General features: G+C 61.9%; 18 protein-coding genes and 2 pseudogenes. 6 read left to right on the forward strand and 14 right to left on the reverse strand.

All coding sequences use genetic code 11. The features are described 5' to 3' along the window. Positions 1 to 136: 136 nt before the first annotated feature. The 5 genes from KBB96_RS08825 to KBB96_RS08845 form a co-directional block, all read right to left on the reverse strand. Positions 137 to 862 carry a PEP-CTERM sorting domain-containing protein gene (locus KBB96_RS08825; protein ID WP_211634324.1) on the reverse strand — a complete coding sequence of 242 codons (726 nt, stop codon included), beginning with the start codon at positions 860 to 862 and terminating at the stop codon, positions 137 to 139. A gap of 196 nt (positions 863 to 1,058) precedes the next feature. Next, the gene (locus KBB96_RS08830) at positions 1,059 to 5,756 is read right to left on the reverse strand and encodes a beta strand repeat-containing protein (RefSeq protein WP_211634325.1); all 4,698 of its coding nucleotides are present in this window, start codon (positions 5,754 to 5,756) and stop codon (positions 1,059 to 1,061) included. A 129-nt stretch (positions 5,757 to 5,885) separates the two neighbouring features. After that, positions 5,886 to 6,545 carry a response regulator gene (locus KBB96_RS08835; protein WP_211634326.1) on the reverse strand — a complete coding sequence of 220 codons (660 nt, stop codon included), beginning with the start codon at positions 6,543 to 6,545 and terminating at the stop codon, positions 5,886 to 5,888. Between the two features lie 66 nt (positions 6,546 to 6,611). Continuing rightward, on the reverse strand, positions 6,612 to 8,675 hold the full coding sequence (locus tag KBB96_RS08840) for a sensor histidine kinase (RefSeq protein WP_211634327.1): 2,064 nt from the start codon (positions 8,673 to 8,675) through the stop codon (positions 6,612 to 6,614). Continuing rightward, the gene (locus KBB96_RS08845) at positions 8,668 to 9,960 is read right to left on the reverse strand and encodes a PA14 domain-containing protein (RefSeq protein WP_211634328.1); all 1,293 of its coding nucleotides are present in this window, start codon (positions 9,958 to 9,960) and stop codon (positions 8,668 to 8,670) included. The genes KBB96_RS08840 and KBB96_RS08845 overlap by 8 nt, the downstream gene beginning before the upstream one ends. 123 nt (positions 9,961 to 10,083) lie before the next feature. On the opposite strand from KBB96_RS08845, the gene KBB96_RS08850 reads away from it, so the two are divergent. The 6 genes and pseudogenes from KBB96_RS08850 to KBB96_RS08870 all read left to right on the forward strand — a co-directional run bounded on the left by KBB96_RS08850 (position 10,084) and on the right by KBB96_RS08870 (position 13,116). Further along, on the forward strand, positions 10,084 to 10,488 hold the full coding sequence (locus KBB96_RS08850) for a hypothetical protein (RefSeq protein ID WP_211634329.1): 405 nt from the start codon (positions 10,084 to 10,086) through the stop codon (positions 10,486 to 10,488). Between the two features lie 327 nt (positions 10,489 to 10,815). Continuing rightward, the gene (tnpA, locus tag KBB96_RS08855) at positions 10,816 to 11,190 is read left to right on the forward strand and encodes an IS66 family insertion sequence element accessory protein TnpA (RefSeq protein WP_211634330.1); all 375 of its coding nucleotides are present in this window, start codon (positions 10,816 to 10,818) and stop codon (positions 11,188 to 11,190) included. Further along, complete coding sequence (gene tnpB, locus KBB96_RS08860) at positions 11,184 to 11,537, forward strand: IS66 family insertion sequence element accessory protein TnpB (RefSeq protein WP_211634331.1); 354 nt, start codon at positions 11,184 to 11,186, stop codon at positions 11,535 to 11,537. Before tnpA ends, tnpB begins: the two co-directional genes overlap by 7 nt. A gap of 63 nt (positions 11,538 to 11,600) precedes the next feature. Beyond that, positions 11,601 to 12,485 (forward strand): annotated as a pseudogene (locus KBB96_RS08865) (IS66 family transposase); the annotation flags it as partial. A 116-nt stretch (positions 12,486 to 12,601) separates the two neighbouring features. Then, a pseudogene (locus tag KBB96_RS21255) lies at positions 12,602 to 12,873 on the forward strand (IS66 family transposase); the annotation flags it as partial. 15 nt (positions 12,874 to 12,888) lie between these two features. Continuing rightward, positions 12,889 to 13,116, forward strand: a complete 228-nt coding sequence (locus tag KBB96_RS08870; protein WP_211634333.1) for a transposase domain-containing protein — start codon at positions 12,889 to 12,891, stop codon at positions 13,114 to 13,116. A 268-nt stretch (positions 13,117 to 13,384) separates the two neighbouring features. On the opposite strand, the gene KBB96_RS08875 is transcribed toward KBB96_RS08870, so the two are convergent. From KBB96_RS08875 to KBB96_RS08910, 9 genes are all read right to left on the reverse strand, one after another. Then, a complete protein-coding gene (locus KBB96_RS08875; protein ID WP_211634334.1) occupies positions 13,385 to 13,867 on the reverse strand; it encodes a hypothetical protein in 483 nt (160 codons plus the stop codon). Between the two features lie 69 nt (positions 13,868 to 13,936). Beyond that, complete coding sequence (locus KBB96_RS08880; RefSeq protein ID WP_211634335.1) at positions 13,937 to 14,641, reverse strand: DUF4279 domain-containing protein; 705 nt, start codon at positions 14,639 to 14,641, stop codon at positions 13,937 to 13,939. Positions 14,642 to 14,676: 35 nt separating this feature from the next. Continuing rightward, positions 14,677 to 15,105 carry a DUF4279 domain-containing protein gene (locus tag KBB96_RS08885; protein ID WP_211634336.1) on the reverse strand — a complete coding sequence of 143 codons (429 nt, stop codon included), beginning with the start codon at positions 15,103 to 15,105 and terminating at the stop codon, positions 14,677 to 14,679. Between the two features lie 75 nt (positions 15,106 to 15,180). After that, the gene (locus KBB96_RS08890; protein ID WP_211634337.1) at positions 15,181 to 15,660 is read right to left on the reverse strand and encodes a hypothetical protein; all 480 of its coding nucleotides are present in this window, start codon (positions 15,658 to 15,660) and stop codon (positions 15,181 to 15,183) included. 16 nt (positions 15,661 to 15,676) lie between these two features. Beyond that, positions 15,677 to 15,991, reverse strand: coding sequence for a hypothetical protein (locus tag KBB96_RS08895; protein WP_211634338.1), 315 nt, complete (start codon positions 15,989 to 15,991; stop codon positions 15,677 to 15,679). Between the two features lie 21 nt (positions 15,992 to 16,012). Next, entirely contained in the window at positions 16,013 to 24,589 is an 8,577-nt protein-coding gene (locus KBB96_RS08900; RefSeq protein ID WP_211634339.1) for an RHS repeat-associated core domain-containing protein, read from the reverse strand. A gap of 395 nt (positions 24,590 to 24,984) precedes the next feature. Further along, positions 24,985 to 25,113, reverse strand: coding sequence for a hypothetical protein (locus KBB96_RS21175; RefSeq protein ID WP_264176993.1), 129 nt, complete (start codon positions 25,111 to 25,113; stop codon positions 24,985 to 24,987). Positions 25,114 to 25,194: 81 nt separating this feature from the next. Further along, positions 25,195 to 25,623 carry a ribose 5-phosphate isomerase B gene (gene rpiB, locus KBB96_RS08905; protein WP_211634340.1) on the reverse strand — a complete coding sequence of 143 codons (429 nt, stop codon included), beginning with the start codon at positions 25,621 to 25,623 and terminating at the stop codon, positions 25,195 to 25,197. Next, positions 25,620 to 26,849, reverse strand: a complete 1,230-nt coding sequence (locus KBB96_RS08910; RefSeq protein ID WP_211634341.1) for a GAF domain-containing sensor histidine kinase — start codon at positions 26,847 to 26,849, stop codon at positions 25,620 to 25,622. The genes rpiB and KBB96_RS08910 overlap by 4 nt, the downstream gene beginning before the upstream one ends. Positions 26,850 to 26,938: the final 89 nt, after the last annotated feature.

The raw sequence follows: 26,938 nt of genomic DNA on the forward strand, positions 1-26,938 counted from the left end.
TAAGTCCGGCCCGGAATCCGGACAATACGCACAAAGGGGCGTAGGCAACCGGATTGGCGAACACGCCGCATGCGGAAACGAAACACCCGGAGGCGCATCCACGCACTCCGGGTGTCCATTGCATGGCGCGGAAAAATCATGCGGCCCGGCGGCGGCGCATCAGCACAAGTACCCCAAGGCCACCGAGCATGACGGCGGACGGCTCGGGAACCACGCTGCCGTTCACGATGATGTTCTGGAAGATCGAGCCGGTGGAAGCGCTCGCATTGGTGCTGCCTACCCACACGCGGAATGCCACGCTGTCCGCCCCGGTGATGGACGAAAGATCCACCGAACGGTTTCCGATCACATTCGTCACATTCTGCGTGAGGCTGAGATTGCCCGTGCTGAAGGTGGATCCGATCTGCGCATAGGCACCGCCATTCACGCTGGCGAAAACAGCGTAGTGGAAATTTCCGCTCTGCCCCGTGGTATTCGTCCCCACCCCGTAGTCGAAGGTGAAGCTGGTCAGCGACAATGTCTCTGCTCCCGGCGTGGACAATGAGAAGCTGAAGTAATCCGCGGTGGAGGAAGCCGTGCCGTTGGTGCCATCTCCCGAGGCATTCGCGAACAACCAGCCATCGGCTCCAAAGGTCCACGAACCATTGGTGGTGCGGATCGGACCCGCGGCTCCGGAAAGAAGCTGCGTGCCACCGGTGCCGATGTCCCCGATGGCACTGGCTGTGACCTGGGGATCGACGGTGGTGGCGTTCACCACGCTGGAGCCCGCTGAACCGGTGGGCACGTACTTGACGATGACCGCGGCATGCATCTGCGAGGAGAACAGCAGCATGCCGGAGAGGGAGAGAAGAATGGATTTCATTGGGTGTGGATGGAGTTCTCCGGGGAACGAACGCCGGCTGGGACCGCTTCAGGCATCACAACCCTCGCAGGCATGTTCCTTCGCGGACAATACGCACAAAGATGTGGATGCCCGTCGGGCACACCGCTTGAAAGGCCAACACCCGGCCCACCATGCGGGCCGGGTGAAGCTGCTACCCGGGAAAGACGATCACGTATCAGGGAAGTTCCACCTTGAGACGGACGAAGAGCTTCTTCTCCGATGACACCAGCGCCCGCGGAATGCTCACCGATACGCGGTCGATGCCGGGACCGTAGGCATCATCCTCTTCCAGCACGAAGACCGGAGTGCCATTCGGAGATCCGTTCACCGCATCGGTCCAGCTGGTCAGATCGCTGCCATACTGGGCGCGGGGATTGAACGGGATCGAGACATCCGCACGCCGGAAAACGAAGTGCAGATAGTTCTCATCCATCGTGACCAGCGGGCGCAGAGCGCTGGAATCGGAACCCGGTCCGGACGGATCGCCACCGAGCACGAACTCGATGCCATTGGCCAGGCCATCGCCGTCCGAGTCCGCTGTCGCTCCCGCGCCAAAGATGCCATTGGCCGATTCAAAGGCGGTGTAGGCATTTCCGGAAACCACCCGGACGGTGCCATCGGTGGCGAAGTTCGCCGTGCTCCACGTCAGCCCGCCGGTGAGCGCGGCTCCGGTGAAGTCGAAGGAGGGTGTGCCCGAGAACGATGCGAAGTCGGCGAGGTTGAACGCGTCCCCCTCCACCGGGGTGTATCCGGAAAGCGATACCTTCACCGTTCCATTCACGGTCATCTGCCCCGTGCTCACCACCTTGGTGGCGGCGGTGCCGGAGGTGATGGACGCTTCCAGTGTGGAACCGGCATCCAGCGTGAGCGTGCCAGGGAAACCCATGGTGCCGGTGGAGCGCACCTTCGCACCCGCATGGATCACCGCCGTCGCTCCCGGTGCGGTGCCTGTACCCGAGAAGGTCGTGCCGCTGCCGGAAACGGTGAGCGCGCCGGTGGCGGTGGACGTGGCGGTGGCACTGAAAGTGCCGCCGCCGGTGATCGCGAGATTGCCGGAACCGCTGAAGGCCTTCGGTGCCGTCACCGTGAAGCCGCCGGTATTCACCATCGAGGTGGTCGCCGCGGCCAGAACCGGCGTGGCATCGATGGGCAGATTCGCTCCGGCCACGATCGTGCCACCGCCGAGATTCACAACGGTGGAGGCATTCCGCTGGACGAGTCCCCAGATGGAGGTGAGCACGAGCGAGCCGCCGTTCAATGTCAGCGTATCGGTACCCGCGGTGTCGCCACGATTGTCGAGCACCACGAAGCGGGTGGAGATCGTGCCTCCGCTCTGCTCAAGCGCGCCGACACCGTCGATGCCGACATAGATGCCACCCACCTGTTCCGCCACTCCGGAGGTCGAGGGATTCGCCGTGGGATTTCCGGTCAGCGTGAGTGTTCCGCCGGACATCGTGTAGATGCTGCTTTCCGTGGCAAAGTGGCCGATGCGGCATCCGCTGCTCACGGCGATCGAGCCTCCGGTCTGTGCCACCACTCCGGAACGGCTGGCGGCATCCCCCACGTAAAAATTTCCGGCGGCGACATTCGCTCCGCTTTCAATCGTCAGCTTGGAAATGCTGGAACTCGCCGCGGCACTCGTACCCACGCCGAGATACCCCGCGGCCACCGTACCGGTGAAGACAAGTCCCTTGCCATTGGTGGTGCCTGCCTGGGTATTCGCATGCAGCTCGGTGCTGGTGCCAACCGAAGTGATCGATGAGGGCGCGATGTAGTCATCCGCCTGATGGAATCTCAACTGGACCGGCTGGGCATCGCTGCCGAGCTGGACCGGAATATTCCCGAGGCTGCCGGAGGCCGTGCCACTGCCGACCTGCAACACCTGCGGGCTGGTGGACGTGCCGCCTCCGCCGACGATGATCTTGTCCAGCGAGGTGTCCTCCACCGTACCGGTGAAAACGATCACGCCGGTGGAGGTCTGGTTGGAACCGCCGATGGTGAGAATGTCATCGTTGGTGCCAGCGGTGGCACCACGCAGGACACTGCTGGAAATGATCCCATTGCCACTGGAAAGGCAGCCGATCTTCGCCGCCCCCGCGATGGTGAGGGTCGTGCCATTGATGGTGGAAGTATCCAGGCGCAGGGCTCCACCGGTGGTCCCGCCATTCTCGACATAGCCATTGCCGGTGAGTGTGAGCGGATTCGTGAGTGTCACTCCGCTGGCATAGAGTTGCGCGCCCGCACCCACGGTGACGGCGCTGCTACCGAGCTTCGCGGCGGTGCCACTGGCGGCGGAGAGTCTCCAGCTTCCGGAAGCCGGGCTCTCCAGCGTGAGACCACCGGAGAAGCCGCTGTTGGTGCCGGTGAGGGACACTTCCAGCGAAGTGGTCGCACCCGCCACCGTGCGCGGGTTCAATCGCAGGTGACCATTTCCCGCGAGGGACGTGCCGAGGGTGAATGGGGCATTGTCACGCACCAGACGGATCGAGCCCGCTCCGCTGACGGTGAGCACGCCCGTGCCAAGCAAAGGATTCGCCGCGGTCAGGGTGAGCGATGATCCAGCGGCGGGCACATCGAGATTGCCACCGGTCGTCCCGAGATCGATGACCTTGTTGGACGATTCACTGGTGCCCGTGAAGGACAGGATGCCTCCCTGGAGGACGATGGTTCCAGCAATACCAAGCGGAGAGGGCGAACCATTGTTGCCCAGCGCCGGCACCGAGATCCCGCCGCTGTTGATGATGACCCCTCCGGAATAGTCGTGCGCCGTCCCCGTGATGTGCAGCCAGCCGCCACCTTGCTTGGTCAGGGACGTCCGGCCACTGATAATGCCGGTGCCGGAAAACGTGTATTCCTGGGTGGCGTTCACGTTCAGCTTCCCCGGCATCAGTGTTCCTGATAGCAGGATGGGAGCGCCGCCGATGCCGCTGTCATTGAAGAAGACCCGGTCCAAGTTGTAGAAACCATCGGCCGCTCCATCGTTGCTGAAGTTCGCGGTGTTGTGGAGGTCCCACGCATTGCCCGCCAATCCTCCGCTCCACACGAGATTCGCACCATTGCCGGTCACATCCAGCGTGACGGCGTTTGCAATGGTGGCAGTGCTGAGCGCGAAGCTCTGGCGGGTGTCGGCAGGCAGCCCGGAGAGCGAGAGGTTCGCCTCGGACCCCGTGAGAGCGCCTGCATAGGACGCGAGGATGTAACTGCCAGCCGCCAGTTCACCATCGACAACGGAGACATGGACATCGGTGACACCATTCAACACCAGATTCTCGCCGATGTTGATCTTGTCCGAGAGATCCGCACCGGAGCTGCCGAGGTCGAAGTAGGTCTTCCCGCCTCCATTGAGCTGGAGGCTCTTTCCAATACCCACGGTACACTCGACCGCACCACCGGCATTCCGCGCCGATGGTCCGATCTCAAGGTTGGCACCGGAGGCAAGAGTCACCGAGCCGGTGATGTCCGTGGCCGCGGTTCCCGTGCGGCCCGCCGTCAGAGTACCACTGATTCCCTGCGGAACACCGGTCGCCAGATTGTCGAACAGCGTGCCGCCCGTGATCGTGAGATCCGCTGAGGCCAGCGGGGAGGTCCCGAGTTGCAAGGTGCCCGCGGAGAGAATGGTGGCCCCGGTGAAGGTATTCGCACCATTGAGATGGAGCGTGCCCGGGCCGGCTTTGGTGAGAGATCCCGTACCATCGATCGTGCCGGTGAGGGTCAGGCTGCCGGTGGCTCCGGATTGGCTGATCGTGGTGGCGGCGGCGAGCGTGATGTTTCCACCATAGGTCGCATTCGCGGCGGTGCTGGTGTGGTTCATCGTCCCACCGTTCATGAGCACGGCCCGGGTCGTGACGCCGGTGTTTTCATAGAGATTGAAACTCCCACCGCTGTTCACGGTCACCGTTCCCGCGCCATCGAAGACGGTACCCGCCTCCACCCCGAAGATCCCCTGGTTGACGATCACATTGCCTCCGCCGATCACCTGGACATTCACCAGGCTGATCTGGTTGGCACCCGTCTTGGTGATGGTGAATCCATTTTGGAACAATCGTCCCGAGGCCGCGGTGGCGTGGCGGATGTCCCAGCGGCTGCTGCCGCCCAAGGTGGTGTCACCGGTCAGCTCCATCTGCTGGAGCGAGCTGGTCTGCGTGGCATTGAGGTTCACGACCGCGCCATTGCCATCCCATCCCGTCCCCGCCGCCTTGATGTACTCCGTGCCGTGGTTCTGGTTGCTGATACTGAGCGTGCCGCCTGCAAGCACCTCCGTGTAGTTCGCCACCGTCGGATCTCCGGTGCCGCTTGTCACCGTGGTCAGCGCGTCCTTCGCTCCCAGCGAGGAACCATTGTCGGTGCGCAGGGAGACACCGGCACCGATGGTCAGCACCCCGGAGAAGGTGTTGGCCACACCGCCCAACCCCATCGATGCCGCACCTCCCGGAGCCAGGACCTGGAATCCATTGGTGCCTGCGATGGGACGATCGATGCGCGCGACGATGGCTCCCGTGCGCGGGTAGATGCTGATCGTCGGCTTGTTCGCCCCATTGTCCAGGGTGAGCGTATTGGTGCCGCCGATAATATAGCAGTTCGATCCCACCGTGGTGTCGCGGAAGAACAGGTTGCCAATCGTGCGCGCGGTATCGAGCGAGATGGTGCGATCCGCGGAGATGTCGATGTTGAACGTGGCTGTGGAGCCCGCGCCATCGGCCACCGTGCTGCCGAGCCAGTTGCCAACCGTGCTCCAGTTGCCGTTGTTGTTGAGGATCCACGCGCTGTCCGCCCCCTGTGCCGCTCCCGCAAGTGCGGACGCGACAACAATCAGGCAGGGAAGGACGTGACGGTGCGGAAGTGCAATACGAGCAAGGATCAATCGGGGTTTCATCAGGTCTTGGGTTGGAATCAGGCCATGAATTCCAAGGGGGGAAATCCATGGAGCCTGCCATCCACCGTGTGCCTGTTTCCACACCACCCGCAATACACACAAACTGGCGTATCCCCCGCCGACCTCCTGCTACTTGAGATACTTCGCCACCGCCTCGCCGCGCGAATGCACATGCAGCTTCCGGTAGATGCCCTTGATGTGCATGCGCACCGTATCGAAGGCCAGCCCCAGGGCATCCGCGATCTCCTTGTATGCCGCTCCGTCCGCCAGGTGATCCAGGATCTCCCGTTCCCGCGGTGTCAGCCGTGAGATCTCGGATTGCACCACACCCCTGCGGTTGAAGAATTCGATCACCTTCCGCGCGATCGATCCGCTCATCGGCCCGCCGCCGCGGAGCACCTCGGAGATCGAGCGCAGCAACACCGGAGTCGCGGTCCGTTTCAACAGGTAGCCGCTGGCTCCTGCCTTGAGCGACTCGAAGACGTTTTCATTGTCATCGGAAACCGTGAGCATCAGCACATCCACTCCCGCGAGCAACATCTTGAGCTGCTTCACGCACTCGATGCCGCTCATGCCGGGGAGATTGATGTCCATGAGCACCACATCCGGTGCATCGCGGGGCATCTCCCGCAGGGCATCCTCCGCGGACCGGAAGACACCGGTGCAGGTGAACCCCGGAGCCGCATCGATCTGCGCGGCGAGATTGTCACGGATCCAATCGTCATCCTCCACGATCGCCACCCGGACCACGGCTGCTGCATCTGAAGATGACGGGAAATCCTGGGACATTCCGCTAGGGTATCACAGCGGCCTTCGCGCCACCAATACACATCTATGGGTGGGGGCGCGGCTTTGTCAGGATGAAAGCGGAGCCAATCGTGAAAGCGCCAGGCCGAAGGTCACGGTGGTTCCCTGGCCGGGTCCGGTTTCCCATCCGCAGGAGCCTCCCAGTTGCTCCATGCGGTGCTTCATGTTGGCCAGACCATTGCGACCGCTCTCCGCGATGCCCGCATCGATCCCACGGCCATTGTCCCCGATCGTGACACGCAGCACGCCATCCTCGATCCCGACCTCCATCCGGCACTCCGATGCGGCGGAGTGTTTCATCACATTCCGCAGCGCCTCCTTCACCGCCAGCAGCAGGTGGTGGCGCACCCCCGCATGGACCGGCATCTCCGGCAGCTCGCCGGGGCCTTTCAGGCGGAGGCGCATGCCGCTGCCGTGGAAATAGTTCTCCGCGTAGTGCAGCAGGTAGTGCGCGAGCCTCGGCAGGGTGTCATTGCGGGGATTCACCGTCCAGACCACCTCGTCCATCGCGCGGGTCAATTCATGGGAGGTATCGGAAATCATTTGTACGCCAGGCGTAGTACCGTCCGGCCCGCCGGCCGCCTGCTCGGCGAGCATCGTGATCTTCGTCACCTTCGCGCCGAGATCGTCGTGAAGATCTCGCGCGATGCGGGACCGCTCTTCCTCGATCGCCCGGCGTTGCTCCGCCACCTCGCGCTGGTGGATCTCCACCGCCAGTTGAGCGGTGCGCTCCTCCACCCGGCGGCGCAGTTGGACGATCCAGACCAGCGCCAGCGAGAGCACCAGCGAGAGCACGCCGGCCAGTCCCAGGATGCGCCGCGTGGTCCACCACGGCGGCTGCGACAGGATGCGGATGTCCGCCGGTGAATTCAGCAGCAGCTCGAAGGACTCCATCCGCGGCGCGCCGAAGCCTCCGTCACGGGCCACGCATACGCCGGTCAATTCAAGCTCGCTGCCGGGCGCGGCCGGCCTCTTCCACAACCTGTCCGCGGGCAGGCGCGCGACGAATTTCCAATGGTCCCGCTGGAGCTCCAGCAACTGGTCGCCCTGGCTGTTGGTCACATCCACCAGGGTGGCGGCAAGGCGGACCAAGGTCGCATCATGGCTGCCATCGAACAATCCGCCGTTCTCCACGGACACCGGCATTGGCAAGGCCGCGCTGCCGGTGGACCGCACCACCGCATCCTCCAGCACCGGAGAAAAGCCGCCCAACTGCGGCAGCCCGGAAACCTCCACGTGCATCCCGGCCACGATCCCCACCGGCCCGCGCGGTACGAACCGCGCGCCATGACCGCCATCCGAGAGGTAGTATCCCGCCGTGGATGCATGGATGACCTGGCCCGCGATTCTAACCCGGTTGAACAACGATGCCCCCGCCGGATCAAACTCGCGGAGTTCCGGCACGCGCTTCACTGGCACGGCGAACGGATCGGCCCCTGCCGGAGTCACGACCGTGATGTACAAGGGCGAGCTCACCCGCACATACGTCTCGAGGATCTGGTGCTCGTCATTGAACACCGGCGCCACGATCCCACGGACACGCACCACCGCTCCCCGGATGGCTGTGAGCGAGGAAAGATCGCCATGCAGCACCCGTGCATGGATCGGACCACCCGCCATCGACACCGTCACCAGCCCGTCCCTCACCTGGCTCACCACTCCCTCCACCTCCACCCACCGGGCATTCAGGCTGCCATTGAGAAAGAGATCGCGGGCCGGCCTCGCGGGCTCCGGCATCATCCCCTTCCCCAGCCACGTGACCGATGCCTCCATCACGTTCGGCGCGAATGCTCCGCGGATCATTCGGCCGGTGAGTTCGATCTGGTCCCCCATTTGCAATGGTGGCGATTGATCGGAAGACAGCCAGCAGGTGATGCCCGCTCCCGATTCCTGGATGGTGACGGAATGCGCATCCTGATCACAGGTCACGACCCCGCGGATTCGCACCCGGTTCGGCAGCTTGTCCGGCTCCAGCGCCCGGATCTGCGGAATCGCGGAAAGCGGAGGCCGCCTTTGTCCCGCCGTTGCCCCGCCATCCATCGACCGGAACACCGCCACGGACAATCCCGGCGAGCCATCCGCCCAATCCAACGAACCCAGCAATTCAACCATTCCCTCCTTGTCCGATGGCGGCGAAGGCAACGGAGCAAATCGAATGGTTCCGCTGCCATCGTCCAAGCGGAACCCCTTCCTCCCCACCTCGCACCACCTTCCCCCGGAGACGGATCAACGTCCCTGCGGGATGCCCTTCCCGGCTGAGTCCGGAGATCCGCGACAAGGGAGTCTCCGCCCACAACCCCACCCTCACCGACTGCACCCGGACATGCTCCATTCCGGACACCAACAACCCGGCCGCCATGGCATGCCCATCCTCGCCCGGCGTGCCGTAACACGCGCCGCTCACCTTCACGCGGCTGCCGAGCAGAGGCAATCGTGGCGCTTGTCCATCCCCGTTGTCCACGACCTCCACCGCAAGCGCGCTGCCATCCGCCACCAAATCGAAATACCAGCGTCCATCCCCGTGGCCCAGAGTCGCGACCGTTCCCTCCATCTCCACACGCCGGTAGTCGTCCGCAGCGTCCCACTTCTGCCCCACGACGATGGTACGGGCCCCCGGCAGATCCACAGCCCCCATGACGGACACCTTCACCGGTTGCTCATCGAGATGGAACCGGCATCCGTCATCCGCGGTGAGGTGGAACGAATAGTCACCGTCCACCGGCACTTCGAGAGCGCCGGAGAACACCAGTCCGTAATCACCATCGCGCCCGCCCGTCGCGGGATCGAACTGATGGGCGACACCGAACGACACCGGACTCTCGCGACCGAATACCGGCATCTTCTCCCAGCGTCCCCCATAGACCGCATAGGCAAGCCCGGGCTCCCGAGTGCCATCCGCCAGCGGATGAGACAGCATGGCGGGCGGAACCGGCTGCCGGGGAATGCCCGGCCCCTCATACAACAGTTGCAAGGTCTTCCTCCCGCCACGCTGGTAATATTCCAGCCGCAGCGGATGACGTCCCGCCGTCAGATGCACCCTGGCCGACTTCTCCCGGAAATCCGGCTTTCCCTCATCCCCGAGCAGGGGCTTGGAACGGCAGAACAACACGCCCTTCTCCGCCTTCGCCATACCTTCAATCATGACCTTCCGACCCACCTCCACATCGCGCATCGGTCGATCCAGTTCCAAACGCACCGCCCCGGAATCATCCTGCACCACCAGTGAGTCCCGGCCCGCATCCACCCACGTGATCGTGCCCTCCAGCTTCAGCTCCCTCAGCGCCTCCTTTCCCGAACCCGCGAATTCACGCGCCGCGGACGCCCGATCCACAGGCTCTTCCCCACCCGCGATTCCCCCCAGCCCGGCCGCCACGACCAAGCCAATCCTCCACCACAAGAATGTGCATGAGTTCCACATCTACACCACTCCCTATTCCCTGTACCTCAATCGTATCAATCTCTCATCCGACCACCCCGAGGGTCAAGATGGGAGCACGGGAAACCGGCATGCTCCGGGCACATGCGCCTTCCCAACAAAGCCGGGAAATGCAGCCTCATCACTCACACGGGCCACTGCAATACACCCAAAGATGTGTGGGACCATCCTGCCGATATCCGCGCGCAGGCGACGGTCCCGGAATCCGCCGGTCCGCGGTTTCTATCGGACCGTGAGGCCGGGAAGCCGGGCCAATGGCAGCCACTGGTTCGATGCGGCATCCAGGTACTGGTCGTCCGCGGCAAGAAGCGCCTTTTGAAGCATGAACTGGATTTCACTCCGAGGTCCTTGCCACGGCGGGCGACGCGGAAACGCGGAACCTCGACCGGCAATCCCGGTGTGGAAAAGCGCGCGAAGTCCGTCGGCAGCGGAGCTTCGGATGGACCGATCGGGAGACTGAGCGCCGCCATCAACTCCGCGTGGCGCTGATCCTCGAGCCTGCGTCTCTTTTCATTATCCAGACAAACCAAGATGAGAACCCCGAGCCAGCTGGCACACAGGGACAGGATGATCCCGGCCAACAGCCTGCCCTTGGAGTTCCCAATCTCAGCCCCGAAATACACCGATACCCCCCAGGAAAGGAGGATGAAACCAATCACCAGATCCGGGATCAAGGACGGGGCGGCGGTCACATAAACGGCAACTGGCATGGCCATATCGTAAGCGTAGTCCGAGCCGCCATGCCGTTGCGGTTGCAACGGAGGTTTCGTTGTCGTCATAGGCATAGTGGATATGACGACAACGAACGAAGGATTGGTGAAACAGGACTGTATCGGCAGGATCCGCTTTTCGCGGGAGCAGCGTGACGCGTTGCTTGATGCTTACCAATCCAGTGGATCGAGCGGCCCGCAGTTTTGCGCCTTGCACGGAGTGAAGTATCAGACTTTCGCCACGTGGCTTCAGAAGCGCAAACGCGACGACGGCCGCTATCCGGTCTCCGGCCCCGCTCCTGCCGCGCCGCTGTTCCTCCCGGCTGTGGTGGAGAAGTTCCCGACAGGCATCCCGCCGGTTGGCTCCGTGGGGCTGGAGGTGAGGCTTCCGGGAGGAGCGACGCTTCTCATCCGCGATGAAACGGACGTGTCGTTGGCCGCGCGGGTGATCCAGCGCCTGTCCGGAGGTGCTGCATGTTGAGTTTTTCGGGAAGCCTCAAGGTCTTCGTGGCAGTGGAGCCTTGCGACATGCGCCGCAGCTTCAACGGCCTGCACGATGCTGTGACCACCAAACTTCAGGAAGATCCGAAGAGCGGCGCGATCTTCGCCTTCACCAACAAGCGGCGCTCGCTGCTCAAAATCCTCTACTGGGACGGAAGCGGGCTTTGGATTTTGGCAAAACGGCTTGAACGCGGGACCTTTTCCTGGCCCAAGGGCACGGAGGTCCGCGATGGCAAGCTGCGCCTGAGTTCCACCGCACTGGCCTTCCTGCTTGATGGCATCGACATGCGCGACGGCTGCAAGCGGCCGTGGTATGAGTCCACTTGACGGAAATGTCGCACGGCGGCCCCTTGATCATTTACGGCTCACCTCGTAGTAAATCGCACGACGATGACCCGCGAGCGCGAACAGTTCCTGTTGGACGAGCTCGCCCGCAAGGACCAGCGCATCGCCCTATTGGAGCAGAAGCTTGATGCGCTCGTGCGCCGCGTCTTCGGATCGACCAGCGAATCGCTCGATCCCGCCCAGCTCGAACTCTTGTTGGATCCCGATGCGGCAAAAGCGCCCGCCGCCGATGGAACCGAAGGCGTCCCGGCGGCTGAAACACCCGATCACAAGCCGAAAACCACGAAGGCATCCCGCCAACCGCGCATCCCCGAGCACCTTCCCGTCGAGGTGGAAGTTCTCGACCCGCCCGAGGTTACGGCCGATCCCACCGCCTGGCGGCGTATCGGTGAGGAAGTCCGCGAGCAACTCGACTACCGACCCGGTCGCTTCCTGCGCCGCCGCCTCGTCCGGCCCAAGTATGTGCGCGCCGGCGATCCCCTCGCCAAACCCGTCATCGCTCCGCTGCCGCCGTCGTTGCAGGATCGCTGCACTGCCACTCCCGCGCTGATCGCGGAGGTCGTCACCGCCCGCTACGCCCACCATCTGCCCTATTACCGGCAGAGCGAGATCTTCTCCCGTCAGGGCGTGAACCTCCACCGCAAGACCCTCTGCGACTGGTCGCTGCTCGCCTCGGACTGGCTCGCCGCCATCCACCGCGAGATCCGGAGCGAGCACCACGCCAGCCACTACCTCCAGCTCGACGAAACGCCCATCGACTATCTGGAACCCGGCCACGGCAAGACCCGCACCGGCTACCTCTGGACCAGCAACATCCCCGGCGGCAGTGTTCTCTACCACTGGCAGCCGGGTCGCGACCAGAGCGGCATCACCGGCCTGCTCGGCGCGGATACTCCGTTCCCGCGGATCATCCAATGTGACGGCTTTAGCGCCTATCCCTCTTGGGCACGCGGCAAGGAGCACATCACCCTCATGGGGTGCCACGCCCATGACGTCGCAAGTTTTACGAAGCGAAGGATCAATCGCCCAAGCTCGTCGGATGGATCCTGCGCCAGCTCGGCCACCTCTACCGCATCGAGAAGCACCTGCGGCAGGGCCGCGCCGGTCCGGCTCTGCGCGATGCCATCCGCGCCTCGGAAAGCCGCCCCATCCACCAACAGCTCAAACGGCTCTTCGATCTGCTGGCCAGGCGTCGCTCCATCCTGCCTCAATCCAACCTGGGAAGGCCATCCGTTACGCCCTCAACCAGTGGGACCACCTTGTCACGTACCTGCGGGACGGGCGCATTGAGATCGACAACAACCTCGTCGAGAATGCCATCCGCCCGACCAAATTGGGCGCGAAGAACTGGCTGTTCATCGGCCGCGAAGCCGCCGGGGACAAGGCGGCCATCCTCTATACTGTCGTGGAGAACTGCCGCCGCCTCGGAATCGATCCAAAGGACTATCTCACCGACGTGCTCACCCGGCTACCCGGGATGCAAAACCACGAGGTTGCGGCCCTGACCCCGTCCAACTGGCTGAAAACCCAACGGACTGTAGCGACCCGTCGCGCCGCGTAAAATTCGTTGTCGTCATAAACCTCTCACTATGACGACAACGAAATCGCCGCTGCAACGCCTACCGGATGGCGCTTGGGACCACGCTTACGCCATATCCTTCCATCATTCTCCCCTTTTGGATCAATGGAAATCCAAGGCATGATCATGTGCCGCCCCTTGCAAAACCCAAACCCCGGGAATCTGGACCCTTGGTGGAAATCGACCGGTACGACATGGGCCTCCATCATATCCGTTCCACCCCTCCACTCGATCCGGTCCATCAATCAATTCATTCCCGACCTCCCTGCCGTAATCTCTCGCAGGCCGCAGCGATGGCGGCGGAAAGCCGGCTCGCCGGGATTGTCCGCGTGACCAGTTTCTCATCGAGGTCCGCGCCGGGCGATTCAAAATCAAACCGTCCTTCCACCTCCTGCGACACCAGTCCGGCGAACAATCCGTGGAAGTGGATCTCCGCCACCAACTTGTCATGGTCAGGCAGGCTCGCCAGCACGATCTCCATTCCCTCCATGTCGCCCATCCGCTCCCGGCATCGCTCCAGAGCCTTATCGGCCGCCAGCTCTGCCCTCGAATTGGAATTCCTCGTTTCGCGATGCCATTCCTCCAATGCCTCCAGATGGCACGGCCGCGTCAACACTTCCCACGCCTCCATCACAGCCGGGACCTGCGACTCCCATGGCTCCACTTCGAAATCAAGTGACTCCGCTTTCACCCGGGACAATTCGACCCACAAATTCCATATGGAGGATGACATGGATGATTTGATCCGCGTGTCGCCGATCGATGCCGAGGATACGAAAGCCTCCGAATTGTTCAAGCCGCTTCAAATATCCCCCGCCCTCACGAATCCTTCAGACCACTCCACACGATCCAGCACCACCTTGGAGATGCAAAACCCTTCGGGATGATCCGAAAATCCCGGCTGTTTCAAAAGAGAGTCACGTGCAGCCACGGCGAGCTCTTCACTCGAATAGATTCCGAGGAACTTCACATGCTCAAAGCCCTCCAGATCCTCATATTCGTGATCCAGTTGGTAAAATTCGGTTTGGACACTCCCGCCATCTGATCGCCGCCCATCCGTCCGAGCCTCTCTTTCATAGACGGACACATCCAACTCGAGGCCCATCGCACCCATCGTGCGGAGCAGGTCGTTGGAAAGCTTCATCGGGAAAATCCCCTCGCTGTCAAAGACACCCACGAACACATCCGCCCGGATTCCATCCTCCACAGCCTGCTTCAGGAAATTTTTCCGCGCTTCGAAAATCCGGACAAATTCCAGCAAGCGTTCACCGATGATCCTCTCATCGATCCTTTCCTCCACATCATGGATCCACATCCCCTGCTTGTAGATGCTCCTGAGCCTGCCATCCGGGCCGTGATAACCGTCACCCTTCCGATAGGTCAAAGTTGGCGCCACTCCCAATCCCGAGGTCACCCATTCCGGATCGAGATCTTCCGAAAAGACCCGCAGCGACATGGATAGCCTCACCGCCTCCGCGTCGCCTGTGCTGTCTGCAGGATCGTGCATGAATGAATGACAAGGCATCTGCCAGCCGACCGTCTCTACAAAAAGTAAAATTCGAAATCATCGCCATACCCGGCCAGGGACGAAAGCGCCTTGGAGGTCACGAAATAGTCTCCGAAGCCGCCCTTCGCCTCCCACCAGACGGCGATGGAAACCACCACCCCGTCCATCTGCCTGATCTTTTCCCACCGCGACACCCCTCCCAACCGCTTCCGGAGCTCAAGAAAATGGCACTCCATGGACCGGGAATCGAGATCCTTGGTGGAAACCGACCAATGCGAATTGGGCCTCCTGAGCGTGCGGCCATCCTTGGTCACATACTCGTCCCCCTTCCGATAAGACAGTTCGGGATCGACTGCCACCACACGCGAAACCTCCGCAGGGTCATAGTCACCGCTGACACGGATCATGACGTGGCACGCCTTGCACGTCGATTCATCGTCCAGATAATTTCTGATATCATCCATCAACCTCAATCGTCAAAAAGGCTTCCATACCTGCCAGTGGGATGCGGTGGCTTTTCATTCCCCCTTCAGGCGGCTTCACTTTTCCCCTCTCAATCGGCCCTTCGCTCCAACCGTCCAAACCCCCTGCGGGAAAAACAGCGAATAGTCATCCTCCTCGTCATCCACGGCATTGACGAAAACCCGCAGAACCAGCCCGCTGGAAAACGCCAGCAGAAGGTCACGGGAGGCACCTGTCATCGATGCTTCCACGATTTTCTCACCCTCAAGCCTCTTCAGCCCCGTGACCATCTCTCCGTCCTTCTCATTGGAGCTCCGCGACGTGCAGATGACTCCCTCCGGACCTTCCACCCTCCAATCCCCAAAGGTCACGTAGAGGGAATATTCGCCTTCAAAATTCCGGATCGTCTCATCCAGATGCTTCGATGGGAGCGGTCTGAGCCGCTGGATCTTCTCTCCCAGATCAAGCGTGAACATGCTGCCAGTGCCCTTACCCGCAAGCGTGCGCCAGCATTCCTTTCCAACGAAATCCGAAAGCGGAATGTCCTGAACTGTCATGAGGTGGCCCAATCCACTACATTCCCCACCCTGCCACAACCTCCCCATTTTCAAATTTAGGCACATCCCCCCGTTCCTCAATGACTAGATAATCCAATTCGAACTCCTCTATCGCATCAATCGGTTCCGGATCGCCATCAAAAACCCAGGATTGCGCATGTTCAGTGAAAAAGTTTCCAAACTTTCTCCCTGCCTCTTCCGCATTTTCAGCCAAGACGTATGCACACCCCACCCAATCCAAATTGTCAACACTGGGCTCCGGGCCGAGACCCAAAATCAGCTTGCCTGAAGATATTCTACGCGTCGCCTCCACCAGAACTCGATATTTCATAAAAATAATAAACTTTAAAAATCATTTATCGTCACCACCATCAACTTCAGTTAAGCTAATAGTTAGCTGAACCTTGTATGAATCCATCATGGGTGAATTTTCTATCATATCTCTTCGTGCAGCAGTAATCAAAGACGGATTGCCTCCCTCGACAGCAACTCGATACTTCTCCACATCACCAGCAGCACTATTACCCCACATAACAATACCAAGCAACATCAGCGGCCCCGCACTATTCTTCATCACCACACCTGCTGTTTTTAATCTTGCGATAGCTTTATTCAAGCCTCTTTGAACTTGTGAATTCTTAAGAACTGCCTTCCGAATTTTCATCGGCAATCTCTGACCGTCCTTATTAAAGAATTCGTTCTTTTCTGGATTGTAAACAAATTCTTCATGCTGCCTACCGATGTGAATTTGAATTTTCCCGCTACGCACCCCTTCTTTTTCATTCCCATAAACATTCGAATCTATCCGGAAAGAACGATCGTCCGCTTCATAATGCGTTTCGCTCCATTTGTCGAATTCCGCGTTATAGTGATGCTGGAAAGCCGCCATGAAGGCACCATTGGCAAATTTACCACCACCCAGCTCGGCCGCTGTGCCGCCAATCACCGCGGCCACCATGTCACGGGCAAAAACGTTGCTGGAGTCACCGGGCTTGCCTAGGCCCAAGTGCTGCGCAATGCCCATATCCGTTCCAAGAGCCCCCGCAGCAGCGGAAAGAAATCCATCCATGAATTTTCCACCCATGGCCTCATTGGCCGCGCCACCCACCAGACCATGGCCGACAACATGGGCGGCCACCTGGGTAGGCATGGGGAGGGATTTCAGCCAACCTCCCGGTTCCAAGTTATGCAGGACCCCGGCAGTGATGGCGGCTTGAACAGCTGAGGTTCCGGCTGCCCTTAGAACATCATGCGCGTTTCCTCCGGACAAGAAAGCATCGGTCGCCCCACCAGCAGCTCCTCCGGCCACCGCATTCCCGCCCGTGGCGACTGTCACGGCCACCGTGACGGCAAAGGCATACACCTTGGGCAACATCTGCCCCACAAACGTATTCGGATGCTGTTTGCAGTAGTTCCGGACAACCAGGAATTCCGCTGCCCAGATGATGAGTGTCGGCAACCCGAAAATGATGTGCCCGGTCGGATCGGTGTAGCTCAGCGGGTTGTTGAGAACGTAGCTGTAGCGATTGAAGTTCTGGCTCAACTCCGGGGCCTGGACGTACGGGTCCGCGGACAGGAAACGGCCGAGTTCCGCGTCGTAGATGCGGCCGTTCATGTGGACGAGGCCGAAGTCATCCAGCATCTCGTGGCCGGTGTAGCCGTGGTGGAAATTCGCGGCGCTGGTCCGCTGGCCGTCTGCATAGTTGCCTCGCCACTTCACCCAGGTATCCGGATTGCGGCGCTCCCCCCAGGCATCGAAGCTCTGGCGCTCGGCCTTGAAGTTGCCGAAGGCCGATCCACCCCAGGTGCCCACCAGCAGCACGTCCGTGGAGCCGAGATGATCGGTCAGCAGCGTCGAGAGCTTGGTGGAGGAGCCACCCGTGCCGGATTCCACCGTGTAGATCGCCGCTCCCAGATGGTGGCGGTGGATGGTCTTCACCACCGTCTGGGTGCTGGTTCCCGCCGCGATGGTGCTGTGGACCTCGCGCTCGTAGCTGCCGAGGTAGGTGGTATCCACCCGCGCCACCGAAGTATCCACGTAAGTGCGCAGCAACGTCTGAGCGCTGCGATCTCCCGCTGAATCGAACTCGAAGCTGGCAACTCCCGCCGACTCCAGGAACTGGGTCGAAAGCGGAATGCCATAGACCGAGCCGCCCTGGTCATACTTCGTGGAGGGATCGAAGGTCTTCAGCAGCGGGCAGCTCGACTGGCTGACGGATTCCAACTGCCCGAACGAGGTCCACGTGTAGGCGCGGATCGTGTTGTTCGAACTGTCTTTCTCGGAAGTGACGTGCCCGCCGGCATCATAGGCGTAGTTCTTGAGCTGGCTCTTGATGGTCGCCTGGGCCACGGCATGGACCCGCGGAGTGCCATAAGTGCGGGTTTCTCCGTCCTTCGAGGTCAGGTTCCCGTTCGCGTCGTAGTAGTAGGAACCACCGATGGAGGAGGACACCAGACGGTTCGAGGTATCATACGTGAATGTCTCGGTCTGCCCGGCGATCGTATCCTGGCGTTTCTTCAGGTTGGTCTTGCTGTCCCACTCGAAGGTGAGGTTCTGGAGCGTGCCGATCGGTCCCGTCGAGGAGATCGAGAGGGTCTTCCCGGTCGCCGCCTCATAGGTCGTGTCCGTGGTCACACCCTGCGCCAGATACTGCTGGGTGGGCCGTCCCGCGGAATCGAACGCGCGCGCTTCCCAAAGGGTGATCTTGTCGGTGGTGCTGCCCGGCTTGAAGATCGAGGAGCGGATCTTGGCGGAGTAAACCTTGTCGTATTCGTGGACGACCATCAGACCGCCCGCATCGATGGTGTAATCCACCCGCCCCAGCGCATCGTAGTGCGTTTCCGTGGTGAAGCTCTCGGTATTCCGGTTCCGCGTGGCCACATCCGGACGCGCGAACCGGTCGTAGTGGAGCGTCTCACTCCAACCGGACACGCCTGCCTTCTGGATCGACTCAAGCAGTCCCTTGCCGGGGGAACCGGGCTTGTAGGCGTAGTCGAACGTGCCTTCACCGGAAGGACGGATGACCTTGGTGACACGGCCCATCGCATCGTATTCGGTGAGGGTCTGCTCGCCGCTGGCATTCTCCAGAAAGACCGTTTCCCCGAATCCGCTGTAGCCGATCTTGCTGGTGCCCGCATCCTTGTCCACGCCCTGGGTCTTGCGGCCGAGGGTGTCGTAGGTGTTGGTCATCATCACGATGCTCCCCACCGTGGCGGTGAGCAGCTTGCCCTCCGCGTCATAGTCGAAATCGGAAGTCAGTCCGGAGTCATCCAGGCTCTTCAAGAGCGTGCCCTTGGCGTTGTTCCAGCGCTGGGCATACTGGGTGCCCCAGGTGTCCTCACCGGAGGTCTTCATGCGGCCCTTCGCCTTGATGTAGCTGAACGGTTCGCCGCTCGCGGAAAGGCCGGCCTCGATCTTGACGACCTCCTCGACCGTGCCATCCGGGTGGGTGGTCTTCAGCACGCGGCCGACATCATCGAATACATAGCTGGTCCAGCGGATGGTCTCGCCGATGAAGAAGGGCTGCGCTTCATCCGTCTTCCGCCCCTGGCTGTCGTATTTGATGACGGAGTAAACCGGCTTCCACTGGGAGCCACCCGATCCGTAGGCGGAGAGGGTCATGGTTTCCGACGCGACCTGGCGACCCAACGCATCATAGTAGGCCACGGCCCATGGCGAACCTGAGGCCTGTTTGCCCTTCATCCAGCGGATGGACGAGCCGCCCATGGCGGTCACCACGGCGGACGGCAGATCGGCATTGCCCGCCTTGCGGGTGATCTCCGCAGCCTGGGTGCCGTCCGGAGCAAGGGTGGTCACGTGCGTGCCGAAGATATCGTAGCTGAACGTCGTGAACAGGGTGTCGATGTTCTTGGTCTTCATCAGCAGCGCGCGCTCCTGATCGTATGAGTGATACACCGTGCCGATGGCATTCGTCTCCGAGCACGGGAAGCGGCCGTTGAAGCTGCTGTCGTCCGGATCGTTGAAGCTGGTGGACTTGCTCCGGGTCTGGGCCGCGTAGGTATCATGCTTCGAGGAAGCCTCCACGGAGGTGCTGGTGATATTGCCGTAGCCATCCCGCCCATAGGTGGTGATGGATTTGAGCAGCGAATCATTCGGCTCGACCCTTTCCTCCTCCAGCAGGCCGGTGGTGCTGTGATAGCTGTAGCTGGTCTGCTTGGTGAGCGGGGAATGATCCTTCTTCCTCGCCACGCTGGTGGCGGTGCGCAGGCGCCCCAGGTGCCACTTGTCGCCCGATACATTGTGATCGTAGGTGTTGGTGGTCTCCAGGCTGGAGAAGTCCGTGTGTCCCTCGGCCGTGGCGATGGCCGCAGCCACATCCGTGATCTCCGCCAGCACGCTGCCGGAAGGAATCTTCGAGCCGACCTTGGCGAACGTGAGGAAGCCGTAGGCGTCGAAATTCGTAGTCGGATTGCTGGCCACCGTCTCCGTCATCACCGTGCCATTGATGTCGAGGGTCGTATTGACCGACTTGATCTGCACCGGCCGCAGGATGGTGCCCCCGGCAACACCGGTGGTGGAAGCCAGCGTCCCGTAGGCGGAGAGATCCCGCTTCACCAACTTGAAGCCGGTGCTCACGCCCGTTTCGATTCCCGACGGGCTGGCGGAAGTCACATTGATGTAGGACTCCTGGGTCACCGGACTGCCCGCGTGCGGGAAGGTCCGGGACATCGTGGTCTTCGAGCATCCGCGGATGAAATAGTTGCCACCCGTGGGCGCGGTCGTGGCCACGGACAGCGGCGGCACGCCCGTCCACAGTTCGTCGTAAACCTCGGCCTTGCCGAATCCGAGCGAGACATCGTTGATGCGGTCGAAGCGCAGGTCGCCGAAATGGTGGCGGGTGGCGCGGGAACCGCCCCGGCCGTCCGACTCGATCAGACGGCTGACCACCAGCCGGTTGTCACGCACCATGATCTGGCCTTCAGGCAGGAGGTCGGTGTCGCTGGTTCCCACCCACGGCAGATACACCGGACGTCCTCCCGCATCACCGCTGACGGCTGCGGGATCGTTGAGACGCTGGTAGGTCGCCGCGAGAGTGGCCCCGTAGCCGTCCGTCACGGAGGTCATTACCTCCGGGCGGCACTGGTTGATGAGCACGGACGGAGCCTGGTCCACCAGACCCGCGATGAGATCCGGAAAACCGTCGCCATTGAGGTCCTGGAGTCTCGCACGGCGCTTGCCGTTCTGCGCATCCGCCTGGCTCAGGCTGAAGCGGACGCCGTTCGGCATGCCCCACTTCTGGCTGTCGTTCCGGGAAAGCCAGCCGGACCCCGTGTTCATCATCACGGCGTTGTTGTTGATCGTGGCATCGTCCGGCACGTCGTTCTGGCCGAAGATGATGTCCGTGAGGCCGTCACCGTTGATGTCGGCGAATTCATAGCCCACCGGGTAATACACATTGCTGACCACGAAGTTAAGCGGACGCGGCAGATCGTAGGTGTAACGCTGGTCGACGCTGCCTCCCGCCGCAGGTTCGGCCGCCCACCGGCTGGTGGTGGAGCCGGTGTTCATGTAGATGCAGCGCAGGTTCGAGCCGGAGCGCGCGGAGCGGATCACGTCCGCAAGCCCGTCATTGTTGAAGTCCGTCATCTGCGTGCCGAGCGAGTCGGCATTCACATTGACGAACGCGGCGTTCGCCATGCCGCTGCCGGTGGGAAGATCCAGGTTGCCGGTGGACGTCGGCGGGTTTTCCGCACCCGGCGTTTCGTTCCAACCGGTGGGCTGGCCGTTGGCGGCGAAGGTCATCGCGTAGCTCTTGCGCAGCTCGCCCGTGCCCGCGGAAATGGCCTCGAGCACTTCCGGGTGTCCGTCCGCATCGAGGTCCGCGAGGCGGCGGCCCTTTTCCTCCTCCGCCGGATAGGTGCGCTTGAGCATTTCCGGGAATGCCAGGGCATCCGCCTGCACCCAGCCTTCGTTTTTGTGGACACGGTTCAGCCACGCTGTGGGTTTGTCCCCGGCGACGATGACCGTGGTGTCGTTGGTCGCATTGACCAGCTTGCCCTGCGAGGTGGTGAAGCAGACGAAATCGAGATAGCCGTCCGAATCGATATCGACCCACTCCGCATGCTGGTCGCGCGGCGTACCGCCGTAGGGCGCGGAAGAACCGATGTTCTTCATGCGGAAGGGCATCTTGTAGGCGGTCAGTTCCCGCCAGTCCTTGGCTCCGCCACCGATGTCCACCTGCGTCCAGAAGGTCAGGTCGTTGGACAGCGCGCCTCCCGAATACTTGATCGCGGTCGAGCACATCAGGTCCATCTTGCCATCGCCGTTGATGTCCATCGGCTGGGCGAAGAGATGGTGCTTGCGGTCGTAATGGTAGGCCTCCAGGTCGTCCTTGCGGGAGGACAGCGGCATCCAGGCCTCCGGCAGCAGCGATGGAGCGACGGTGAAGCCATTGCCGGTGTTCCGGAACACCTGGCCGATGCTGTCGGGCGCCAAGGTTCCCGAAGTGTTCGTGTAGCCGTAGGCGCGCCAGTCGCACATGTCCTGCAGGCCGTCGCCATCCAGGTCGATGAAGCGGATGCCGAGATCCTTGCCGAGCGAATCGAGGAAATGCGGCATCTCCCACTGCGCGGAGAAGCTCATGGCCGAGACATCCGCCGGCACCTGGGTGTCGCCGCGATACAGCCGCAGATCGCGGAACTCCGCGCTCGAAACCCCGTCATTGGGATTATCGTCCACGTTCATCAGGACGAAGTAACCGTGCGAGCCGGTGGCAATGCCCCCCACATTGATGGTCATCGTCTGCCAACCATCCGGCGTGGAGGCCGGGTTGTAGGTGATGGTGCTGTCCTTCGCGATCGCCGGCGCGGTGCCGCTGCCCTTGATGAGCGTCAGGCGGGCCGGATTGGCCGTGTAGGTGCTGTCCGTATCAAAGCCGATGTAAGCTCCCGAAACGAACGAACCTCCCGTGGCCGAGCCACCCCGGAACTGGAACGTCAGCTTCGAGTCCGAGTAGAGTGTCACGGCCGGAGTCAGCGGATGCACGCGGGACACGTCCCCATCCAGGCGTACCAGGGTGCCACCCTCGGAGGTGGTGACCATCGAGTTCACATTGCCCGTGGTGTCCCAGGTCGCGTTGTACACCGGCCACTCCGAATTGCTCGGAGCACTCCAGAGCTGCTCGGTGGAGGTGAGGCCGCCGTAGGTGAAGGTGGTGGCCGGCACGCCCTGCGTGGGCTGGTCCATGCCGAGCTTCTGCACGGACTTCAGGAAGGAGCGCTTGCTCTGGTAGGAATAGTCGTAGGCCAGGACGTAGCTGTGGTTGCAGAAGCCCTTGGTGGTCACCCGCACCTTCGCCAGCCGCTTCGCCATCAGATAGCTGGTGTTCGGGCTGTAGGTCCGCGTCTGGTCCTCGCGAGTTTCGTAGTCGAAATAGACGGTGCAGTACGGAGCCTGCGTAAAGGAACCCTCGTGGCCGGTGTAGGAGATCGAGGCCACGCGCTGGCTGGCCAGACCGATGCCCGAAACGGTGTCCCGGGTGTAGTCCACCTTGTAGTAGTTGCCTACGGTATCGGACACCTTGCTGACGCCCCAGGCCAGCGTGCCCGCGGTGCAGTCCTCACGGGAATCCGCGGTCTCGCCGAGCGTGACGGTCAGGCCGGATTTCGTCTGGACCGTCCAATAGGGCTTCGCCGGGGACGTGGCGGTGTTGAATTTGATCTTCGCGTAGGAATCGATCTCCGTCCGGTACTCCGATCCCGGAGTGCCGTAGGTGCCGGATACGCAGACGAGACGCTCGCCGTTGAAAAGGAAGCGGTCGTACTGGTCGAAGTCCACCGGATCGAACGAGCCGTCCTTCACCGCGCTCGATTGGACGCGCACGATCTTCTCAAGCCCGCCGAGGCTCCATCCCACGCCGAGCGGGCCATTGCCACCGCCGCTGGAATAGTTGAACGAAAGCTTCGGCTCCATGCCGCCCGTTCCCTTCGGCAGATCGAGCGGGATCGAGTAGTTCGACGATCCATCACCGCCCACGGTCATCGCGCCCTTGAGCGAACCGACCATTTCATGGCTGCCGATGATTGTCAGCGGCGGGATGTTCACGCTCGAAACCGCGCCACCCACGGCGTGGGCGTTCGGCACCGTCGTCGTGGACCACAGCGAAGCGATGTAGTTTTCCAGAAACGACTTGCCATTCGGAGCGAGGTTGTCCCGGTCGTAAACATTGGGATTGGAACCATTGGCCGTTTCCCACGCGTCCGGCAGACCGTCCTTGTCCGCATCCGGGAAGAGCATGTTGTCCGGGTCCGCCTGGAGTTGGTCGATGTCCTGATCCGCCACCGTGCCGCCGTAGAACTCGATCGCGTCCAGTTTGTCCCCGCGTCCGGAGAAGCCCAGATTGGCCGCGGAGATCTTGCCATCCACGAAGAGGTCCCACACCTGGCGGCCGTAGTCATGGCGCAGCGTGATGCGGTTGAACGCATTCGCTTTCAGCGTGGTGGAGGAAAATGCATACGTCGAGGGAGTCTCCACCCAGTAGGAGGACGGCTGGTTCTCATCATCGTCATTGCCGTGATAAGCCCAGATGGTGCCATCGGCATCACCCTCCGTCACCTGGAAGGCGATCTGGGTACCGTTCACATAGATCGCGGCGAGACTGCCCTCCGGATTCGCGGCCGGTTTGACCATGAAGTCGATGAACGCGATGGTCTTGGTTTCATCCCAGGTGATGGGACGCACCACCTTCGTCTCATTGCCTTCGTTGAGGGCCGGAGACAGGCGCAGCACCTTGTTGGTGGGGCCATCCGCCACCAGCGAGGACTCGCCGGTTTCCGTCCACCACGCTGGATTCGTGCCTGGCGCGGGGCTTTCGAAAGGCTCCACAAAGGCCATGGCGAACAAGTTGACACTGAATGCCAACTGAAGGACGAAGACGGTGAGCCACTTGCTCGCGTAATTGAATCTCATGGAAGGGAAGGAAGGAAAGTCGGACAGGCAGATGAGCCGCGGGCGCAGAGGGAGACAGAACCCGGAGTATCTGACAATTCCTGTTAGATGACAGGATCGAACTTCACGGAAGATTCATCCGGTCTTCATGAAACGTGGCCCTGTGTTGGCTTGTCCGGCTTCCACCGGGAGGAGAAACGGCCCCACGCGGAGCCGGTATTGGTGACCATCCGGCCACTTGGGCGAGTGCCGGAAACCCGGAAACTGAAACCTCGACCGGCATGCCGGTTGTCTTCCCATCATTCCCCCATCCTGGATCCATGGAGATCCAGGCCACGATCATGTGCAAACCCTGCGGAACCCAAGCCCCGGGGAACATCGATCCAACCTAACAGCCTACCGGCAGGCGGAGGACATCACCTCCCCGCCAGCATTCCGTCCACGGACAGGTCCGGCTCGGGCTTGACGAGGATGCAGGAGGACATCGCATGGGCGGCCAGCACGAGGGCCGCGATGCGCAGGAGGGTGGACAAGGGCTTTTTCATGGGACGGGACGGGGACTACCCGGAGTCCAACAGATTCGCCCCGGTCCGCTGGAAATCAACCGGTTTCGCGCCATCCCGACGTCACGCATCCAGCTCGCGGATGCGCGCGACATGGCGACCGCCTTCGAAGGCGGTGCTGAGAAACACGTCTACGATCGCCAGCGCGGTTTCCAGATCCATCATCCGCTCGCCCAGCGAGAGCACGTTCGCGTCATTGTGGAGGCGGGTCAGCCGTGCGGATTCCACGTTCCAGCACAGCCCGCAGCGCACGCCGCGCACGCGGTTCGCGGCCATCGCCTCGCCATTCCCGGAACCGCCGAGGACGATGCCGCGTTCGAATTTCCCCGCCGCCACGGCCTCCGCCACCGGACGGATGAAGAGCGGATAATCCACGGACACTTCCGAGTGCGTGCCGAAGTCCGCCACCTCGTGCCCGGCGGCGCGGAGGTGGTCGATGATGGCCTGCTTGTAGTGAAAGCCGGCGTGATCGGAGCCGATCGCGATGTTCATGCGGTCGTATCCCTAGCAAGCGGAAGATAGATCGTAAAGAGCGAGCCTTCGCCGGGTTTGCTTTCCACGGACAGCGTGCCCTTGTGAGCAGCCACGATGCCGCGGGTGATTTCCAGCCCCAGTCCGCGGCTGCCCGCGTACTCGCCTGTGGTCCAGTATGGATCAAAGATGCGGCCCAGGTGATCCGGCGCGATGCCGCAGCCGGTGTCACGCACGTAAAACTCCACCGCATTCACATGCAGCTCCACGGCGAGCAAGATGCGGCCGCCGCGCGAGGTGTATTTCAGCGCGTTGCCCACCAGATTGCCGATCGCCTGGGACAGCCTCTGTGGATCGGCCTTCAAGCCGTTCGCCCCCGCCGTGTGGTCCATCAGTTCCAGCGTGATGCCGGCATCCTCGGACGCCAGCTTGTAGCGGCGATGGACACCCTCCACCACCTCGCCCGGGCGGCAGTTGCAGAAGCTCATCGACAGGCGGCCCTGCTCGCCCATCGAGTAATCGGAAAGGTCGCTGATCAGCCGGTTCATGTCGCCCACGGTGGCTTTCAGCACCTCGGACAGATCCGCCAGCATCTCCTTCGGTGGCGTGATGCCTTTCTCCACCTCGCGGTTGGCCACGTTGTTGACCAGTTGGATCGCAGCCAGCGGCGCGCGCAGATCGTGGGACACCATGCCGAGGATTTCCTTGCGCAGCTCCAGCTCCGCATTGAGCTGGCGGCCGAGCATGCGGAAACGCTCCGCCTGGCGGCGGATCTCCAGCATCTGCACGATGTTCTTCGCCATCAGCCGCAGCGCCTGAAGCTGGAACTCCGCCATCATCCGCGGCTGGATGTCCGCCACGCACAGCGTTCCCAGCGCAAAGCCCTCCGGATCGCGCAGAATCGCCCCGGCATAGAACCGCAGGCCTCCCTCACAGGTCACCAGCGGATTGTCCTGAAAGCGCGGGTCCTTCCGCGCATCCGGCACCAGGCAAAAATCGTCCTCCAGGATCGCATGCGCGCAGAACGAGGTTTCCAGCGGTGTCTCGCCCTCCTTCTGGCCCACCTCGGACTTGAACCACTGCCGTTCGCGGTCGATGAAGGTGATGATGGAAATCGGCGTGCTGCAGATGCGTGCGGCCAGCGCGGTGAATTCGTCAAAGTCCGCCTCCACCGGAGTATCCAGGATGCCATAGCTGGCGAGAGCCTCCAGGCGGGCCTCGTTGTTGGCGGGGATCGGCGGTCTCATGGCGGCGTGTGGCGGCGTCCACCACCCTGTCTGGCATTATTGTTTGTCATCCGCGGATTTCAACTCCGCTTTATCTTACCGCACGCGGC

This window comes from Luteolibacter ambystomatis (assembly GCF_018137965.1).
Lineage (GTDB): Bacteria > Verrucomicrobiota > Verrucomicrobiia > Verrucomicrobiales > Akkermansiaceae > Luteolibacter > Luteolibacter ambystomatis.

What these genes read in the sequence shown, in the direction of transcription:
- KBB96_RS08825 (WP_211634324.1), bottom strand. Translation starts at nt 862, where the DNA reads ATGAAATCCATTCTTCTCTCCCTCTCCGGCATGCTGCTGTTCTCCTCG.
- KBB96_RS08830 (WP_211634325.1), bottom strand. Translation starts at nt 5,756, where the DNA reads ATGAAACCCCGATTGATCCTTGCTCGTATTGCACTTCCGCACCGTCAC.
- KBB96_RS08835 (WP_211634326.1), bottom strand. Translation starts at nt 6,545, where the DNA reads ATGTCCCAGGATTTCCCGTCATCTTCAGATGCAGCAGCCGTGGTCCGG.
- KBB96_RS08840 (WP_211634327.1), bottom strand. Translation starts at nt 8,675, where the DNA reads ATGGTTGAATTGCTGGGTTCGTTGGATTGGGCGGATGGCTCGCCGGGA.
- KBB96_RS08850 (WP_211634329.1), top strand. Translation starts at nt 10,084, where the DNA reads ATGCGCCTTCCCAACAAAGCCGGGAAATGCAGCCTCATCACTCACACG.
- tnpB (WP_211634331.1), top strand. Translation starts at nt 11,184, where the DNA reads ATGTTGAGTTTTTCGGGAAGCCTCAAGGTCTTCGTGGCAGTGGAGCCT.
- KBB96_RS08875 (WP_211634334.1), bottom strand. Translation starts at nt 13,867, where the DNA reads ATGTCATCCTCCATATGGAATTTGTGGGTCGAATTGTCCCGGGTGAAA.
- KBB96_RS08880 (WP_211634335.1), bottom strand. Translation starts at nt 14,641, where the DNA reads ATGCACGATCCTGCAGACAGCACAGGCGACGCGGAGGCGGTGAGGCTA.
- KBB96_RS08885 (WP_211634336.1), bottom strand. Translation starts at nt 15,105, where the DNA reads ATGGATGATATCAGAAATTATCTGGACGATGAATCGACGTGCAAGGCG.
- KBB96_RS08890 (WP_211634337.1), bottom strand. Translation starts at nt 15,660, where the DNA reads ATGACAGTTCAGGACATTCCGCTTTCGGATTTCGTTGGAAAGGAATGC.
- KBB96_RS08895 (WP_211634338.1), bottom strand. Translation starts at nt 15,991, where the DNA reads ATGAAATATCGAGTTCTGGTGGAGGCGACGCGTAGAATATCTTCAGGC.
- KBB96_RS08900 (WP_211634339.1), bottom strand. Translation starts at nt 24,589, where the DNA reads ATGAGATTCAATTACGCGAGCAAGTGGCTCACCGTCTTCGTCCTTCAG.
- KBB96_RS21175 (WP_264176993.1), bottom strand. Translation starts at nt 25,113, where the DNA reads ATGAAAAAGCCCTTGTCCACCCTCCTGCGCATCGCGGCCCTCGTGCTG.
- rpiB (WP_211634340.1), bottom strand. Translation starts at nt 25,623, where the DNA reads ATGAACATCGCGATCGGCTCCGATCACGCCGGCTTTCACTACAAGCAG.
- KBB96_RS08910 (WP_211634341.1), bottom strand. Translation starts at nt 26,849, where the DNA reads ATGAGACCGCCGATCCCCGCCAACAACGAGGCCCGCCTGGAGGCTCTC.